This is a genomic window from Variovorax sp. J22P240, assembly GCF_030316855.1.
GTDB lineage: Bacteria > Pseudomonadota > Gammaproteobacteria > Burkholderiales > Burkholderiaceae_C > Variovorax.
Window position 1 is genome coordinate 60,885 of the sequence record NZ_JASZYR010000019.1, and the last position, 15,842, is coordinate 76,726.

General features: G+C 65.0%; 16 protein-coding genes. 5 read left to right on the forward strand and 11 right to left on the reverse strand.

What is annotated here, in order from left to right:
• Positions 1–8: 8 nt before the first annotated feature.
• Positions 9–1,268, forward strand: a complete 1,260-nt coding sequence (locus QTI24_RS28095) for an O-antigen ligase family protein (RefSeq protein ID WP_286604928.1) — start codon at positions 9–11, stop codon at positions 1,266–1,268.
• Here the strand turns inward: QTI24_RS28095 and QTI24_RS28100 are convergent.
• Both QTI24_RS28100 and QTI24_RS28105 read right to left on the reverse strand, forming a co-directional pair.
• Positions 1,234–1,440: a zinc-finger domain-containing protein gene (locus QTI24_RS28100; RefSeq protein WP_286604930.1), complete on the reverse strand. Its 207-nt coding sequence runs from the start codon at positions 1,438–1,440 to the stop codon at positions 1,234–1,236. The genes QTI24_RS28095 and QTI24_RS28100 overlap by 35 nt on opposite strands.
• 5 nt (positions 1,441–1,445) lie before the next feature.
• A complete protein-coding gene (locus QTI24_RS28105) occupies positions 1,446–2,384 on the reverse strand; it encodes a branched-chain amino acid transaminase (protein ID WP_286604932.1) in 939 nt (312 codons plus the stop codon).
• 113 nt (positions 2,385–2,497) lie between these two features.
• Between QTI24_RS28105 and QTI24_RS28110 the strand changes: the two genes are divergently transcribed.
• Positions 2,498–3,505 carry a recombination-associated protein RdgC gene (locus tag QTI24_RS28110; RefSeq protein ID WP_286604934.1) on the forward strand — a complete coding sequence of 336 codons (1,008 nt, stop codon included), beginning with the start codon at positions 2,498–2,500 and terminating at the stop codon, positions 3,503–3,505.
• Here the strand turns inward: QTI24_RS28110 and QTI24_RS28115 are convergent.
• Both QTI24_RS28115 and QTI24_RS28120 read right to left on the reverse strand, forming a co-directional pair.
• Positions 3,502–3,978 (reverse strand): glycerate kinase, encoded by a 477-nt coding sequence (locus QTI24_RS28115; protein ID WP_286604936.1) that lies wholly within the window; start codon positions 3,976–3,978, stop codon positions 3,502–3,504. The two genes, QTI24_RS28110 and QTI24_RS28115, sit on opposite strands and share 4 nt — an antisense overlap.
• A 29-nt stretch (positions 3,979–4,007) precedes the next feature.
• Positions 4,008–4,655 (reverse strand): dihydrofolate reductase family protein, encoded by a 648-nt coding sequence (locus tag QTI24_RS28120; RefSeq protein ID WP_286604938.1) that lies wholly within the window; start codon positions 4,653–4,655, stop codon positions 4,008–4,010.
• Positions 4,656–4,782: 127 nt separating this feature from the next.
• Here QTI24_RS28120 and QTI24_RS28125 point away from each other — a divergent pair, with 127 nt between their 5' ends.
• The gene (locus QTI24_RS28125; protein WP_286604939.1) at positions 4,783–5,745 is read left to right on the forward strand and encodes a hypothetical protein; all 963 of its coding nucleotides are present in this window, start codon (positions 4,783–4,785) and stop codon (positions 5,743–5,745) included.
• A 44-nt stretch (positions 5,746–5,789) separates the two neighbouring features.
• Positions 5,790–6,206 (forward strand): MAPEG family protein, encoded by a 417-nt coding sequence (locus tag QTI24_RS28130; RefSeq protein ID WP_286604940.1) that lies wholly within the window; start codon positions 5,790–5,792, stop codon positions 6,204–6,206.
• On the opposite strand, the gene QTI24_RS28135 is transcribed toward QTI24_RS28130, so the two are convergent.
• From QTI24_RS28135 to QTI24_RS28165, 7 genes are all read right to left on the reverse strand, one after another.
• On the reverse strand, positions 6,163–7,176 hold the full coding sequence (locus QTI24_RS28135; protein ID WP_286604942.1) for an AraC family transcriptional regulator: 1,014 nt from the start codon (positions 7,174–7,176) through the stop codon (positions 6,163–6,165). The two genes, QTI24_RS28130 and QTI24_RS28135, sit on opposite strands and share 44 nt — an antisense overlap.
• 95 nt (positions 7,177–7,271) lie before the next feature.
• Positions 7,272–7,904 carry a PIN domain-containing protein gene (locus QTI24_RS28140; protein ID WP_286604943.1) on the reverse strand — a complete coding sequence of 211 codons (633 nt, stop codon included), beginning with the start codon at positions 7,902–7,904 and terminating at the stop codon, positions 7,272–7,274.
• Positions 7,901–9,733 carry a 3'-5' exonuclease gene (locus QTI24_RS28145; protein WP_286604944.1) on the reverse strand — a complete coding sequence of 611 codons (1,833 nt, stop codon included), beginning with the start codon at positions 9,731–9,733 and terminating at the stop codon, positions 7,901–7,903. Before QTI24_RS28145 ends, QTI24_RS28140 begins: the two co-directional genes overlap by 4 nt.
• 261 nt (positions 9,734–9,994) lie before the next feature.
• The gene (locus tag QTI24_RS28150) at positions 9,995–10,768 is read right to left on the reverse strand and encodes a GIY-YIG nuclease family protein (protein WP_286604946.1); all 774 of its coding nucleotides are present in this window, start codon (positions 10,766–10,768) and stop codon (positions 9,995–9,997) included.
• Between the two features lie 725 nt (positions 10,769–11,493).
• Complete coding sequence (locus QTI24_RS28155; protein ID WP_503011324.1) at positions 11,494–13,746, reverse strand: xanthine dehydrogenase family protein molybdopterin-binding subunit; 2,253 nt, start codon at positions 13,744–13,746, stop codon at positions 11,494–11,496.
• Between the two features lie 14 nt (positions 13,747–13,760).
• Entirely contained in the window at positions 13,761–14,234 is a 474-nt protein-coding gene (locus tag QTI24_RS28160) for a (2Fe-2S)-binding protein (RefSeq protein ID WP_286604950.1), read from the reverse strand.
• A 75-nt stretch (positions 14,235–14,309) separates the two neighbouring features.
• Complete coding sequence (locus QTI24_RS28165) at positions 14,310–14,882, reverse strand: TetR/AcrR family transcriptional regulator (RefSeq protein ID WP_286604952.1); 573 nt, start codon at positions 14,880–14,882, stop codon at positions 14,310–14,312.
• Between the two features lie 193 nt (positions 14,883–15,075).
• Here QTI24_RS28165 and QTI24_RS28170 point away from each other — a divergent pair, with 193 nt between their 5' ends.
• Positions 15,076–15,840, forward strand: coding sequence for an SDR family oxidoreductase (locus tag QTI24_RS28170; RefSeq protein ID WP_286604953.1), 765 nt, complete (start codon positions 15,076–15,078; stop codon positions 15,838–15,840).
• Positions 15,841–15,842 lie beyond the last annotated feature (2 nt).

The following is a 15,842-nucleotide window of genomic DNA, read 5'->3' on the forward strand; positions in this document are numbered from 1 at the left end:
TTCCGGCCATGTCGAGATCGAACCTTGTCAGCCCTGCGGCTATGTTTTGGGGGCTGACGGTGTTCATGCCGGTCGGCGTCACGTACTTTGCAGCCGTGCTGATGCTGATCACGCTGGTGGCTTCCGGCGGTTGGCGCGAGCGGGCCATCCGCCTGCGCAACAACCCGATGTGGTGGCCCGTCGTGGCCTATGTAGCGTGGACGCTGGTCATCCTAGCGCTCGGCCCCTACTACCCCGAGACGGGGTCGAACCTGTTCCACGGGCTGCGGATCGCGGCGACCGTGCTGATGGCGCTGGCGCTCACGCGCGATGAGGCGATCTGGGCCGTGCGCGGTTTCTGGATCATGGGGCTCGTCAACATCGTCATGATCGCGCTGTACTACACGGTCGGCTTCCCGATGCTGGAGCCGTGGCGCGGCGTGCTGATCCTGATCGGCAACAAGTCGATCAGCAATGCGCTGCTGTTCACCATCATGGCCGCGACCGCCGCGGTGTACGGCCTCAAGGAGCTCTCCGAGCATCGCCCCGGGCGGGCCATCGCGGCCTTCGCGCTGATTCCGGTGGTGATCGCGATCATCACCTTCACGCTGCCCTCGCGCACCTCGCTGCTGGCGCTGCTGCTCGCGATCCCCGCCGCCTGTGTGCACCAATGGCGCCGGCAACTCAAGGTGCTGGCGGTGGTGCTGATGGTGGGTGGCGTGGTCGCCGCGGCCGGGCTGTGGAACTCACCCGTGGTGCAGCAGAAGTTCACGGTCGGCATCCAGGAGATCGAGGCGGCGCAGGCGGGCGAGATCTCGGAAGCCAGTTGGGTGGTGCGCTATTACATGTACCGCGACACCGCCCGGATGATCATCGACAGGCCCTTCGCGGGCTGGGGCATCGGCGGCTGGACCGAGCAGTGGCACCTGCGCGGGCCGAAGCTGCTGGACTACAAGAACATGCCGCACAACGACTTCCTGTGGATGGGCGCACAGAGCGGCGTACCCGGCGCGCTCAGCCTGCTGGCGATCATCCTCGTGAGCGTCTGGGTGGCGTGGAAGCGGGACGACATGGCCGGGCGCTACGCGTTCGTCGCGACGCTGATCGTGCTGATCGCCACCATGGTGAACTCCGCGCTGCGCGACGCACAGATCGGGCTCGCGATCCTGTGGGTGGGGATGGTCTACCTGCGGCTGGCGCAGGAGCCGGGCGACTCGTGGCGCGGCCTAGTGCCGCGCCGCGAAGTGCGCGTTCTCAGTGGTGGTGACCCACCGCCTCGCCCGCTTTGAGGCGGTACACAGTGCCGCAATACGGGCACTTGGCTTCGCCGGTGCGCGCCACGTCCAGATAGACCTTCGGGTGCGCGCTCCACAACGGCATGTCGGCCTTGAGGTTCGGACAGAAAACGCCGCCCTGGTCGTTCAGGTCCTTGGCGAGCAGTTCGATGACGGATTTAGACATGGCCTTCAGACCTTCGTGAGCCAGTGGGCGTACTTGGGATTGCGTCCGTTCACGATGTCGAAGAACGCGTTCTGGATCTTCTCGGTGACGGGGCCGCGCGATCCGATGCCGATCTCGACGCGGTCGAGTTCGCGGATCGGCGTGACTTCGGCCGCCGTGCCGGTGAAGAAGGCTTCGTCGGCGATGTAGATCTCGTCGCGCGTGATGCGCTTCTGCACGACTTCGATGCCGAGGTCCTTGCAGATGTGCAGGATGGTGTTGCGCGTGATGCCGTTGAGCGCGCCGGCCGAGAGGTCGGGCGTGTAGACCACGCCGCCCTTGACCACGAACACGTTCTCGCCCGCGCCTTCGGAGACGAAACCGCTCGAATCGAGCAGCAGGGCCTCGTCGTAGCCGTCGTCCAGCGCTTCCATGTTTGCGAGGATCGAGTTGCTGTAGTTGCTCACCGCCTTGGCCTGCGTCATCGTGATGTTGACGTGATGGCGCGTGAAACTCGATGTCTTGACGCGGATGCCGCGCTTCATGCCTTCATCGCCGAGGTAGGCGCCCCAGGACCAGGCAGCGACCATCGCGTGAATCTTGTTGCCCTTGGGGCTGACGCCGAGCTTCTCGGAGCCGATCCACACCAGCGGGCGCAGGTAGCAGCTGTCGAGCTTGTTCTCGCGCACCACCTGTTTCTGCGCCTCGTTGAGCTGCTCGGGCGAGAACGGGATCTTCATGCGCAGGATCTTGGCGCTGTTGAAGAGCCGCTCGGTGTGCTCCGCCAGCCGGAAGATCGCGGTGCCATTGACCGTGTTGTAGGCGCGGACGCCCTCGAAAACGCCGCAGCCGTAGTGCAGCGTGTGGGTCAGCACGTGGATCTTGGCTTCGCGCCAGTCCACGAGATCACCATCCATCCAGATCTTGCCGTCACGATCGTCCAGTGCGGGGGGCAGCGCGCTCATGTTCTTGGTCCTCAGGCGTTGGTATGTCGCAAAAGCTTTCGATTTTACGGCGGCGCCCGTTTCCGCCGCACCGACAATGCACAGCTTTGCCAATCAGCCATCAAAGGGTTTCAGTGTCCGTCTTCAAGAACGTCATCGTCTACCGCATCGAAGCGACGTGGTCGCAGTCGCTCGACCAGGTCGAGCAGGGCCTCGGCACGCAGCGCTTCGTCCCATGCAGCCCCTCGCAGGAAAAGTCCGCCGGCTGGGTCGAACCGCGCGGCCAGGAGCACGGCCCGCTCGCCGAATCCATCGGCGGCCAGTGGCTGCTCGAATTCATGGTCGAGACCAAGGCCCTGCCGGCCTCTGTCGTGCGCCGCAAGGTCGACGAACGCGCCGCGCAGATCGAGGCCACCACGGGCCGCAAGCCCGGCAAGAAGGAAAAGAAGGAGCTCAAGGAGGACATCACCCTCGAACTGCTGCCCTTGGCCTTCACCCGCCACGCGCGCGTCGCGGTGTGGATCGACCCGGCCGCACGCCGGCTCGTCGTCAACTCCAGCAACGCGGCACGCGCCGACGAAGTCGTCACCAACCTGGTGAAGGCGCTCGACGGCTTTGCCGTCTCGCTCGTCAATACCCAGGTCGAGCCGGCCGTCGCCATGTCGGAGTGGCTGTCGAGCCAGGAGCCGCCCGCCGGCTTCACCATCGACCGCGAATGCGAACTCAAGGCCAGCGACGAATCGAAGGCCGTGGTGCGCTACGCCAAGCACCCTCTCGACATCGAGGAGGTGCGCCAGCACATCGCCGACGGCAAGCGCCCGACCCGCCTCGCCATGACGTGGGACGACCGCGTGTCCTTCGAACTGACCGAAGGCCTGCAGATCCGCAAGATCGTGTTCCTCGAAGGCACGCTGGACGACGCGCCGGCTTCTTCTTCAGGCGGCAAGGAAGACAACTTCGACGCGGATGCCGCGATCGCGACCGGCGAACTGGGCCAGCTCGTGCCGGAACTGCTGGAAGCGCTGGGCGGCGAAATGCGCCTGGGCACGGCATCGGCCGATGCGACGCCTGCCGCTGCGGCAGCCGCGCAGCCGAAGTCCGATGCCGAAGAGGCGTTGGCCGACGAATCGGCGCCGTTCTAGACCGGAGGCCGCAACGCGTCGGTCGCACCCGGTTTGATGGCGTCGGCGCTCGACTCATCGGTCCGGGGTGCGTCGTCCTCGGGCTGCTGAGGCCGCACCAGCGTCCACTCGGTGAGCTTTCCGCCGACGAAAGTCGCATCGACCCACGAGCCGCCGGCATCGGTCCAGCGGAAGACTTCGGGTTGCGTGTTCTCGGGCGTGCGAAGCTCGCCGAGCGCGCGCGTCATGGCGACCACGTGCAGCAGATTGACCTTGGGCTTCAACTTGGCATTGAGCATCACCGCGCTCGCGACGGTGCCCATGGGCCTGTCGGCGGCACGCTTCAACACTTGCATCGCGCGGTTGAAATGCAGCAGCAGGAACATGACGATCGCGCCGCCGACAAGCGCCACGCCGGCCCAGCCGTAGCTGCGGTAGGCCACGCCGAGCAGGATCAGTCCGCCGACGGGGACGAGGATTCTTCCAAAATTCATGAGCGGATTGTCGCTCGGCGCCCGTCCGCTCACGGACGCCTGCGCAAGAACACGTGCGTCGCGCGTTCGCCGGCAACGCTCTCCCCGCATTCGTAGCCCAAGGCCGGCAGGTCGAGCCCCTGGAAGAGATGCTCCCCTGCCCCGAGCAGCACGGGCCGCACGGCCAGATGCAGTTCGTCGATCAGCCCCGCGCTCAGGTACTGACGCACCGTCGACACACCACCGCCGAGGCGCACGTCGCCGCCACCCGCCGCTGCCTTCGCCTGCTCCAGGGCTGCATGTATGCCTTCGGTGACGAAGCGGAACTCCGTCCCGCCGGCCATCGCCAGCGGCGCACGCGCATGGTGCGTGAGCACGAACACGGGGGTGTGATACGGAGGCTCGTCGCCCCACCAGCCCTTCCAGCTCTCGTCCGGCCACGGGCCACGAACCGGGCCGAACATGTTGCGCCCAAGGATCCAGGCGCCAATGCCGTCGAAGCCCTGCTCCGCCATGCGGTTGTCGACGCCCGTCTCGGCCTCGCCCTGGCCGTACATGTTGCGCCAAAGGCGGGTGTGGACGAACCAATCCATCAGCTCGATGCCGCGGACGCCGAGCGGGTTCTGGAGACCTTGATTCGGGCCGGCGCCGTAGCCGTCGAGGGAGACGCCGAAGCTTTGGACGCGAAGTTTGGACATGGTGGGCTCCTTGCGGGACCATTGTGAATCGGATCACCGGGCAAGATTCGCGGACGCATGGCCCGACTCGATTCGCCTCCCGCTTCGATCATGACCACTCCTTCAACGAACATCGAAAGAGGCCATCATGCACAGCGCTCCCTCCGCGAACCAGTACTCGAAGGTCATCGCGAATTCCAAACGCATCCGCTGGGATATCGACATCGACGTCATCCGCCACCGGCGATTCGATCTCGACAAGACCTTCCTGCCGGCCGGCCTGTCACTGGTGAACGAGTTGGATTTCCTGACGTCCGACGACCAGCGCCTGCTGAGCCAGGTGCAGGGTCGAAGCTACGCCTACATCTTCGGGCTGGTGGAGCGATTCATCGGCGCCAAGATGCTCGAGATCAGCCGGCAGCACGCGCTCGGGGACCAGGTGGCCCTGGAGGCCCTGGTCCGCATGGCCGACGAGGAGCTGAAGCACCAGGAGCTGTTCCGGCGCATGGAAGCGATGATGGCCGCCGACATGCCGGCGGGCTACATGGCAACGGCCGAACCCAACGCCGTCGCAACCGCCGTGCTGAGCAAGAGCAATTGGTCGGTCCTTGCGCTCACGCTGGACATCGAGCTTTTCACGCTGGCCCACTATCGCGCCAGCATCGAGCCGCGGGACGACCTGTGCGAGCTGTGGAAGGACGTCTTCCTGGCTCACTGGAAGGAGGAGTCGCAGCATGCGGTGCTGGACGAGCTCGAGTTCCTCCGCGAGGACGCACGCCTGAACACCGCCGAGCGCGACGCGGCCGTCGGCGACCTGATCGACCTGGTCGTGGCGGTCGACGGCATTCTCCAGGCTCAGGCGCGCGCCGATGCGACCTACTTCGAATCGATCGCGGGCAGGCGCTACGCCTATGCGGAACGCAACGCCATCGGCGAGGGCATCCTGAAGGCGTATCGCTGGCAGTACATCGTGTCGGGCGTGATGGGGCCGCGCTTCCAGAAGATCCTCTTCGGCGTTCTCGATGACACGCAGACTGCCCGGGTGACGAATGCGCTCCAGCCCCTGCTCTATGCGATGCCCGACCGCTCGCCCATGGCGACCCTCCAGTAGGGAATCGCCTTGCCCACGGTGGTGCGCACCAGGAGACCGAGATCATGCTGCCCGAGTTGATGCTGCTGGGTTTCGCCGCCTGGACCCTCGTTCTCCTGCTCACCACCGTGGGCGCCTACCGGTTGAGCCGGGTTTTCAGTGGTCGGGCGGGAATGAGTGAATTCCGGGCCGACCAGGTCGAGGGCCAGGACTGGTACCGGCGCGCGATGCGGGCACACGCAAACTGCGTCGAGAACCTGCCGGTGTTCGCTGTGCTGGTTTTTGCGTTACGCGTCTTCGGCATCGCCGATCCCGCGGTGGACGCGCTGTGCGTGGTCATCCTGGCGGCGCGGATCCCCCAGTCGCTGGTCCACGTCTGCTTCGCGCAGACGGATCGCGTCGTGTCGGTGCGCTTCGCGCTCTTCTTCGTTCAGTTCCTCAGCTTCTGTGCGCTGATTGCATTGATCGCTTTCCGTCATTGAACTCAGGCGGACTCTGGAGGCTGTGCTCGCGGCGCCAGGATGCCGGGGGCATGCCGAACTCGCGCTTGAAGGCGCGGCTGAAGGCGGTATCGGTTTCATAGCCGACTTCCAGCGCGATGTGCATCATGCTCAAGGCGCTGCGCCGCAACAGGTTCGACGCGAGCGCCATGCGCCACTTGCCGAGATACTGGATGGGCGGCTGCCCAACGTAGTGGGTGAATTTCTCGGCGAGAACCGAACGCGATGTTCCGGCCTCGCGCGCAAGGCTTTCGAGTGTCCATGGATGCGCCGGGTTCTCGTGCATGAGCGCGAGGGACTTGCCGACGACGCGATCGCGCAAGCCCGCGAGCCAACCGGTCTGGCCCTCGGACATCTGGGAGATGTACCGGCGCAATGTCTCGACCACCAGCACCTCGGACAACTTCGCCAGCACGCCTTCGCCACCGGGTTGCGTGGAAGCGGCCTCCGCCACCGCGTAGACGAACGAACGCTCCACCCAATCGGTCTTTTCGTCCCTTCGGAGGCTGACCGTCAGCACCCTGGGCAGCGTCGCCAGGACCGGCCGGCACAGGATGGGATCGCACGACAGATAGCCGCAGATGAAGCGCGTCGGCTCGCCGCCGCCGCCCAATTGCAGTTCGTCGGGCCTCTCTCGCAACAGCCCCCGAACATCGAGCAGCGGCCCGGGCTCGTCCATTCCGGACGAAGCCATCGTGTGGGCATCGCCATGCGGAAACAGGATGATGTCGCCGGCTTGCAGGTGAAGCGACGGCATGCCGTCGAGCTTCACGGTGCACGAACCATCCACGAAGAAATGGTAGAAAAGCAGGCGCTCGGATCCTGCGTTGACCTGCCTCGCCACGGTCTCCGCTTCCGGTGAAGCAAAGCACCAGGGCGCGGTGAATCTGGCATTGAAGAAGATCGCGCTGTTGAACTGCAGGACCTTCAAGACCTCGGACAAGGCATCCATATCGACTTCGCCTCCGCAGCAGCGTCGTCATTTGACCATTTGCGAGACGAATCGGCCAAGTCGGCGCACGGCTCTACCCTAATGTTGGTCGGCTCTCAAGCGACCTTGGAATCCACCGCAACGCGAACGTAGTTCAGGGCGCCATCGACAACCTTGATCACCTCCATGGCCTCCAGTTTGGCGATCACGGCAGCCACCTTGTCGGCCTCCGGCTGCTGGCCAATGCGCGACTGGATGCGTGTCTTCAAGGTTGCAAGGGTTCGCGGCCTGCTGGACCCGCGGATGTCCTTCAGGATGCCATCGCACGCGACGTCCACGGACCTCTGCTTTCCGCCCTTGGGTCCGCTCTTAGGTGAAGGTGCGACCGCTACGGGAACGACATCCAGGCTGTCCACACGCTCGACCTTGACCCCCTTCGACCGTGCATGCGCGACCGCAGGGTCATAGTCACCGTCGCCGGCGACGATCATGAATCGCGCGTTGCTCTCACGCCGACCAACGAGGTAACCGAGATAGAGCACAAGATGGAAATCGAGCGAGTTCTTGCCCGGCCTGGAAATGTCGACGATGGACACCTGCCCGCCCAGCTCCTGGTACTTCGGAAGCATGCTGATCTCCTGCTCGCCGAAGAAGATCCAGGCCTCGCCCTCCGCCCCTATCCACGACGCGACGCGATCCGGCGACGGCTTCCGGTTCTGCAGAACGATCAGCAAGTAGGTCTTGGTCAAGGCGACACCGCGTTGGCCACGATAAGCCGCGCCGTCGCCCGTGTGGCACCGACGTAGAACAAGCGCATCTCCTCCAGCGGATCGCTCCCCTCTGCGGCACTGGCCGCCCCGCCCGCCACGGCCTGCCGCGCCCCCATCACCGCGACGACCGGAAACTCCAGCCCCTTGCTCGCATGCAGGGTCATCACCTTGATGTTGTCGGCCAGGGGATCGAAGTCGTTCGTGCCCTTGCGCACCTTGTGCGGCAACCTGCGGCGGCTCAATGCCCGCGCGCATTCGTCCATCAGCGCCCAGCTTCGGCACAGCACCGCCATGTCGCCCCAGGCATAGCCTTCGTTGTGGGCGCTGGCCATCAGGTCCGCGATGCGGTCGGCTTGCTCGCGCGGGGTCGGCAGGTCGATGACGATCGGCTCTGCGCCGTCGCGGCCGCAGCTTACGGGGTGCAGCAGCGGGATGCCGTCATCGTCCTTTTCCTGCGGGCGCAGCAGTTCCGTCGCCATCGCACTGGCACTCTGCAGGATCTGCCGCGTGTTGCGGTAGTTGATCTTCAGGATGGTGGTGCGGCCCTGCGCCTGCACGCCGACGCTCTTGAAACTGAAAGGCTTGCCGCGCCGCTTGTCGTAGATGCTCTGCGCATCGTCGTACAGCAGCAGCAGGCTGTTGGTGGTCGGGTCGACCATCTGCGTGACCAGCTTGAGCCATTCGGGCGCGAAATCGTGGCCCTCGTCGACCAGCACTGCTAGGTACTGGCCCGAGGGGATCATGCGCCGCTCGACGCCGACGATCACGTTGTGCACCATCTGTTCCATCATGGCGCCCACGGGCTGGTCGTTGCGCGGCAAGGGCTGACCAAAAGCCACCAGCTGGTCGCGGCACCACTTGTGGAAGTGCCGCACATGCACGCGCTGCCCCAGTAACTTGGCCCGCATCACGGCCTGCAGCTTGACCGCCAGCGGCTCGTTGTAGCAAAGGACGAGCACCGGCTTGGCCGCGTCGGTCGCGGCCTTGGCCAGGTACTCCGCGCGGTAGCCCAGGATCATGGTCTTGCCCGAACCGGCCACGCCGTGGATCACGCGGTGGCCTTCGCCGAGGCTGCGCGCCAATTGCTCCTGCTGCAGATCCATCACGCGCAGGAAGTCGGGGATGGACGCCGCTTCATCCGCATCGTCGAAAGGAGAAGAAGAGAAGAGCAAGCCCTGCTCGGCCACGCGCACTTCGGGAAACAGGTTCCACCGCACGCGGTCGATCTGGGGCAGCGACAGCGTGCCGCGCATGAGCTGCGGGAACATGTCCCACAGCCGGCTCTGGAAGGCCTCGGGCTCGACGTCCTCCAGCATCTCGTCGGAGCAGATCACGCGGTGCGGCTCGATCGCGCTCGCGAGCCCGGCCGCTTCAAACTGCTTGCGGGTGATGCGCGTGAAGACAACGCCGTAGCTCCACGGAAAGGTGAGCATGCCTTGCCACTTGCCTTCGTGAACGATCAGTTGCGCGTCGCGCTTGAGGGCATCGACCACCTGCAGCGTCTGGTGGCGCGCCTGCTCGATGGGGTTGGGCACGCTCTTGGGCACGCCGTCGGGCGCGATCACCCAGTCGCCCCGGCTGGCCTTCTGGATGGTGTCGAGACGCCAGTCCTTGGTCTCCAGAATCAGCAGGCCACGGCGCGGGTGCAGGACGACGAAGTCGGGATGGCACTGCTTGGGGCCGATGGGTACGTCGAACCACAGCAGGTAGTCCTCGTCGAGCTTCTGCTGCAGGCGCTCGGCGAGGCGGCGCTCGCCGGAGGTCATGCGGGCGACGCAGGTGCTGAGGGCTGGGAGCAGGACGGCCATGGAGGGTTTCTGGTAGTCAGCTTTGCATCATGGCGCACTGAACTTTGCCGGGTATTCGAGACGTGATCAGCAGTGACGGAACTGTGCAATATTTCCCGCGTTCGAGTGGGGTACTTGCATGCGGAGTTCCATGGTGTCCGGAAGGCGGCGATTGCTGCCCTTCACGCTACGCGGTGAATTCACGCTGTGGTGCTGATTGCGGTCATGCAACATTGCCTTGTTGTTGGACCTACGACTTGTGGTCGCGCGCGCTGAACGCTTTCAACCTCCACTGCGCTGCGCTTCCTGCAGACGTGCTGCCCGGCGCATTTTGCGTGTTGCCTGGTTCGACTCGCCATTCCACGGCGGACACATCTCGTCGATGAGCGCGTGCTCGATGCCGACGCCCGGCCAGTAGTCCAGCCCCTGGAACGTAGCCCATGGCACGTCAATGACGCGCAGAAGAACCTCATGCCCGGCCTCTATCTCGGCGCGAATGAGCCTGTGGATCTTCCAGTTGGTGTAAGTGAGCGACTCGGCCTTGTCCTTCTCTGGCTTGGCGTAGTAGCGCGTTCGCACCTTCAAGTCGCTTTGCGTCACTCCGAGGTACATCACCTCTTCCTCGACGGTGAGCGCATAGACAGCCTTGTTGCAGTTCTCTGTCAACTGCAGCGCCATGCCGTCGCCCTGCGCGACATAGCGACCGACCGCGCGGGCAACGATGTCTCCTCGCATGCGCAAAGGCGGCGCCGAGATCGTGAGGATTGGTGGCGCTGGCTGCGCAACCGGCATTGGCAATGTACCAGTGGGCCCGTCCCGCCGCGCGCGAATAGGCGCATCCTCGCCACGTCTGCGGGCATGGAATCGCTCAGCTGCCTCGTTCTTGCAGGCATTGCACGCGCCATTGTTTACGTTGCGCCATGCGCCTTCGTGCCCGTTGCGGCAAGCTTCCACGGGCCAATAGCGCGTGAGGCCCAAGGCGCGAGCCTCGGCTGCTGTGGTGGGTCTTGTGGCCATCGGAGGTTCTTGCGTCCTTTCGAAGTCCAGATTGTGCATTCGCTCCTTGAATTGGCGAACCAGCGAGCACTTCGCGCAGCGCGCGCCGCTGGCCGGTTTCTGTGGGACTCAGTGGAGCGCCTTGCGCACTGACTGAATCGCTTCGGTCACGATCTGCATGCGCCGCACCATCTCCGCGTTGACCACCTCCATCAAGGCGCGCAACTCGTGGGCTGAATGGGGAACTCCTCTAACTCCTGGAGGTAGAGAGGCGTCAAAAAGCTTTGCACGCAGTCATACGCACGATGTGCCGCGCGTAGATTGTTGAACTCGTCTTCCACGAGTAGCACTGCGTCACTGGCGGACTTGTTTTTGGTTGACTTCATAGGCGCGGGACTTGTTGCCGGTCGGCGTCTGACGGCTTCGCGCCGTTTGGACTTGGAATCGCTGGATGCACTCGCGAGCGCGCGATCTGACTTGGCCATGTTGGCCTCCCTGAGGTTGCGGTTTGCTGAAACCGCCGCCCCCGCTTCCAAACAGTGGCGGCAGCTCGAACGGGTTGGAAGACCGGGCAACCTTTTTCAAGAAACCGGCAGGACTTGCGCCCTCCCGTTCGAGCCGCCAGTAAATGGAGCACGAACGAGGAAGCCGCAGGCCCAGTGAAGGTATCTGCGGCTTCCGCCGAAAAACATTGCTGCGGGCTTCCAAACCCGATCACGTCCTTTGTCGACGTGACTTCCGCAGTATGCCAGCGCTATTTGCAACTGGCGGCCGAAATTAACCCTTCAACCCAACTTGAAAGGCAACTCCCGCACCGCCTTCCCAGTGATCGCCGCCACCGCATTCGCAAACGCCGGCGCCAGCGGCGGAAGCCCTGGCTCACCCATGCCGGTAGGCGCATCGGCACTCGGCACGATGTGCACCGCAATCTGCGGCATGTCGGTCATGCGCGGCACGACGAAGTCACCGAAGTTGCTCTGCTGCACCACCCCATCCTTCAGCGTGATCGCCGCGCCGGGCAGGCACATCGACAGCCCCATCACCGCGCCGCCCTGCACTTGCGCCTCCACGCTCTTCGGGTTGACCACGAGATTGCAGTGCACGCCCGCCGTCACGTTGTGAAGGATGGGCGTGCCGTCCTTCACCGAGGCTTCGACGACATACGCCACCACCGAGTTGAAGGATTCGTGCACCGCCACGCCCCAGGCGCGTCCCGCTCCGAGCTTCTTCTTGCCGTAGCCGGACTTGTCCACCGCCAGTTGCAGTGCCGCCTTGTGGCGCGGGTGCTGGTCGCCGATGAGCTTCATGCGGTAGGCGACCGGATCTTGCTTCGTAGTACGGGCGATCTCGTCGAGCAGCGTTTCCATGACGAACGCGGTGTGGGTCGAGCCCACGCTGCGCCACCAGAGCACCGGCACGTTGAGCTTGGGGTGATGCACCGTGAGCCGCATCGGCACGTCGTAGGGCTCCTTCATGCCTTCGACGGCGGTGGCGTCGATGCCGTCCTTGACCATCATCGGCTCGAACATGCTGCCCATCAGCAGCGACTGGCCGACGATGACGTGGTCCCAGCCGGTGACCTTGCCCTGCGCGTCGAAGCCGAGCTTCGCGGTGTGAAGGTGCATGGGGCGGTAGTAGCCGCCCTTGATGTCGTCCTCGCGGCTCCACAGCGTGCGGATCGGCGCGGCAATGCCCGCGGCCTGCGCGGCCTTGACGACGCCGCAGGCCTCGGCCACGTAGTCGCTGGTCAGCAGGCCGCGACGGCCGAAGCCGCCGCCCGCCATCAGCACGTGGACCTTGACGTTCTCCGGCGGCACACCCAGCACCTTGGCGGCGGCCATGCCGTCGATGCCCGGCATCTGCGTGCCCGTCCACACTTCCGCCTTGCCTCCGGCCAAGCTGACGGTGCAGTTGAGCGGCTCCATCGGCGCGTGCGCGAGGTAGGGGAAGACGAACTCGGCCTCGATCTTGTGCGGGGCTCCGGCGAGCTTCGAGACGTCGGCGTCGTACTTGCGCTTGCCCGGCCGCTTCGCGAGTTCGCGGTATTGCGCGAGCTGCTTCTCGCTGTCGACCTTCTCGACGCCGCTGTTGTCCCATTCGAGCCTGAGCGCATCGCGGCCCTGTTTGGCGGCCCAGTAGCCGTCGGCGACCACGGCCACGCCTTCGGCGCCGCGGTCCAGCGGTACACGCAGCACGGCCTTGACGCCCTTGATCGCCTTCGCGGCGCTGTCGTCCACCGACTTGAGCTTGGCGCCGAACACCGGCGGATGGGACACGACGGCGGTCAGCATGCCGGGCAGGCGCATGTCGATGCCGTAGTTCTGCTGGCCGCTGGACTTGGCCTGCGCGTCGAGCCGTCCGGTGGGCTTGCCGATGAGGCGGAAGTCCTTCGGGTCCTTGAGCTTGACGGTCTCGGGCACGGGCAGCTTCATTGCCGCTTCGGCCAGTTCGCCGTAGCCGAGCTGCTTGCCGCCGGGGCCGATGACGACGCCACTGCGCGTTTGCAGCGTCGCGGCATCCACCTTCCACTGTGCCGCCGCCGCGCTGACCAGCATGGCGCGGGTGCGGGCGCCGAGTTCGCGGTATTGCGTGTACGAGTTCTTGATCGAACCCGAGCCGCCCGTGATGTGCATGCCGAAGGCAGGGTCGACATAAGCCGGGTCGTTGGTGCCGTGAACGCTTCGGACCTTGGACCAGTCGGCGTCGAGTTCTTCCGCCAGGATCATCGGCAATCCGGTCTGCACGCCCTGCCCGAAGTCGAGCCGGTTGATGGTGATGGTGGTGGTGCCGTCGCGGTCGATGCGCACGAAAGCCGCCGGCTGCTGCAGCGGCTTCAGGCCTGCCGGCTTGGCGGCCGCTGCGCTCGTGTCCTGCGCGAGCGCGCCCATCGGGAAGACGCCGAGCGCGAAGCCGCTCACCGCCGTGAGCTTGAGGAAGCTGCGACGCGGCAGGCCGCTGGGTTCAGTGGTGTCCTCGATGCGCGTCATCAGCACGCGGAGGTTGGCGGGCAGCTCGAAAGTGGCTTGATCGAAGTTCATGGTGGTCTCCTTCTTCAAGCCAGCGTCTTGGCGGCGTCGGCGACGGCGGCGCGGATGCGCGCGTAGGTGCCGCAGCGGCAGATGTTGCCCGCCATGGCCGAATCGATCTCGGCTTCGCTGGGCAGCTTGCCGGGCGCGATGGTCTTCAGGAAGGCGGTGGCCGACATGATCTGGCCGCTCTGGCAGTAGCCGCACTGCGCCACGTCATGCTTGACCCAGGCGTCGTGAACGGCCTTGCCGACCTTGTCGCCGCCATCGGTGACCGCTTCAATGGTGGTGATCTTCTGGCCCGCCGCGGCGGAGATCGGCGTCACGCACGAGCGGATCGCCTGGCCGTTGAGGTGCACGGTGCAGGCGCCGCACAGCGCCGCGCCGCAGCCGAACTTGGTGCCGGTCATGCCCAGCGTGTCGCGCAGGGCCCAGAGGATGGGGGTCGAAGGATCGGCGTCGACCTGCCGGTCCTTGCCGTTGATGTTCAGGGTGGTCATGGTGGGGCTTTCTCTTCTTCGGTGAATATCGGTTCGGCCAAACAATAGACCTGTGCCCGGCCCAGGTCAAGCGACTCAGGCCTTGATGCCGTCCCAACAGAGGCCGAAGGCCATCGACAGGTTGGCGTCGGTACGGGCCAGTGCGCCGGAGCGAATGAGGTTGGCGGTCTCGCGCACCGAGCCGCCGAAGCTGTTGATGAGCAGGACGGTGGGCACGTCCTTCAGGATCTGGTGCGCCTTGGCCGACTCGATCAGATCGACCCAGTCCTTGATGAGCCGGGCGGAGAGATTGCGGCTCTCCTCGCTGAACCAGGGCGAGTTGTAGTACTGCTCCAGGAAAACGACCTGCGCATAGTGTGTCAGGCGGTGTTCGAGCCAGTTCATCCACATGTGCCGGAAGCGGCTGCGAAACGGCGCTTTCGGGTCGTCGCCGTGCATGAGGCTGGCGGCAGTCATCGTCTTGGCCTGCTCGTAGAGCGCGACCATCAACTCTTCCTTCGACTTGAAGTAGACGTACAGCGTGCCCGTGGCCAAGCCGGCCTCGCGCGCAATGGCGGCCATGGTCAGGCCGCTCAGGCCGGTCTGCTCGACCAGCGTGAACGTGGCCTCGGCGATGGCGCGGAGCTTTTCGTCGTCCTTGGGTTTCACGGCGCGATCTTAGAGCTTTCCGGCTTTTTGATGAACAAATATTCACCAAAAGTGACAATCACCTACCGAAGCAATCCCGTTTGTTCGGTTTTTCCGGAAGCCAGAAACGACATTCGACGTCTAGCGCGAACACTTTCCGGTCCCCATACTGACTGCATCTGATCGCCTCGATCAGCAACCCAAGGATCGAACCGTGAACCGTCTCGAAGGAAAAGTAGCTCTCATCACCGGCGCCAGCGCCGGCATCGGCCATGCAACCGCCAAGCTTTTCGCGGCGGAAGGCGCCAAACTGGTCGTCGGCGCGCGCCGGGCAGCCGAACTCGAAAAACTCGTCGAAGAAATTCGCGCCGCCGGAGGCCATGCCGTCGCACTCGCCGGCGACGTGCGCTCCGAAGACTATGCGCGCGCCCTCGTCGCGTTGGCCGTTTCGACTTACGGCCGCCTCGACATCGCCTTCAACAACGCGGGCACCCTCGGCGAAGGCGGCCCCAGCACGGGGATCTCGGAAGCCGGCTGGACCGACACCCTGGCGATCAACCTGACCGGCGCCTTCCTCGGCGCCAAGCACCAGGTCGCGCAGATGCTGGAGAACGGCGGCGGCTCGGTCATCTTCACCTCCACCTTCGTCGGCCACACCTTTGCGTTCCCGGGCGTGGCTGCCTATGCGGCGAGCAAGGCCGGCCTCATCGGCCTTACCCAGGCACTTGCCGCCGAATACGGGCCGCAAAGAGTGCGCGTGAATGCGATCCTGCCGGGTGCCGTCGACACCGACATGTACCGCAGCATGAACAACACCAAGGAGTCGCAGTCCTTCGTCACGAACCTCCACGCGCTCAAGCGCGTGGCGACGCCGGAGGAACTGGCCCGCTCCGTGCTCTACCTGGCCTCGGACGACTCGTCGTTCGTCACCGGCACGGCATCGCTGGTCGATGGCGGCGCATCCATCACCCGCACCTGATC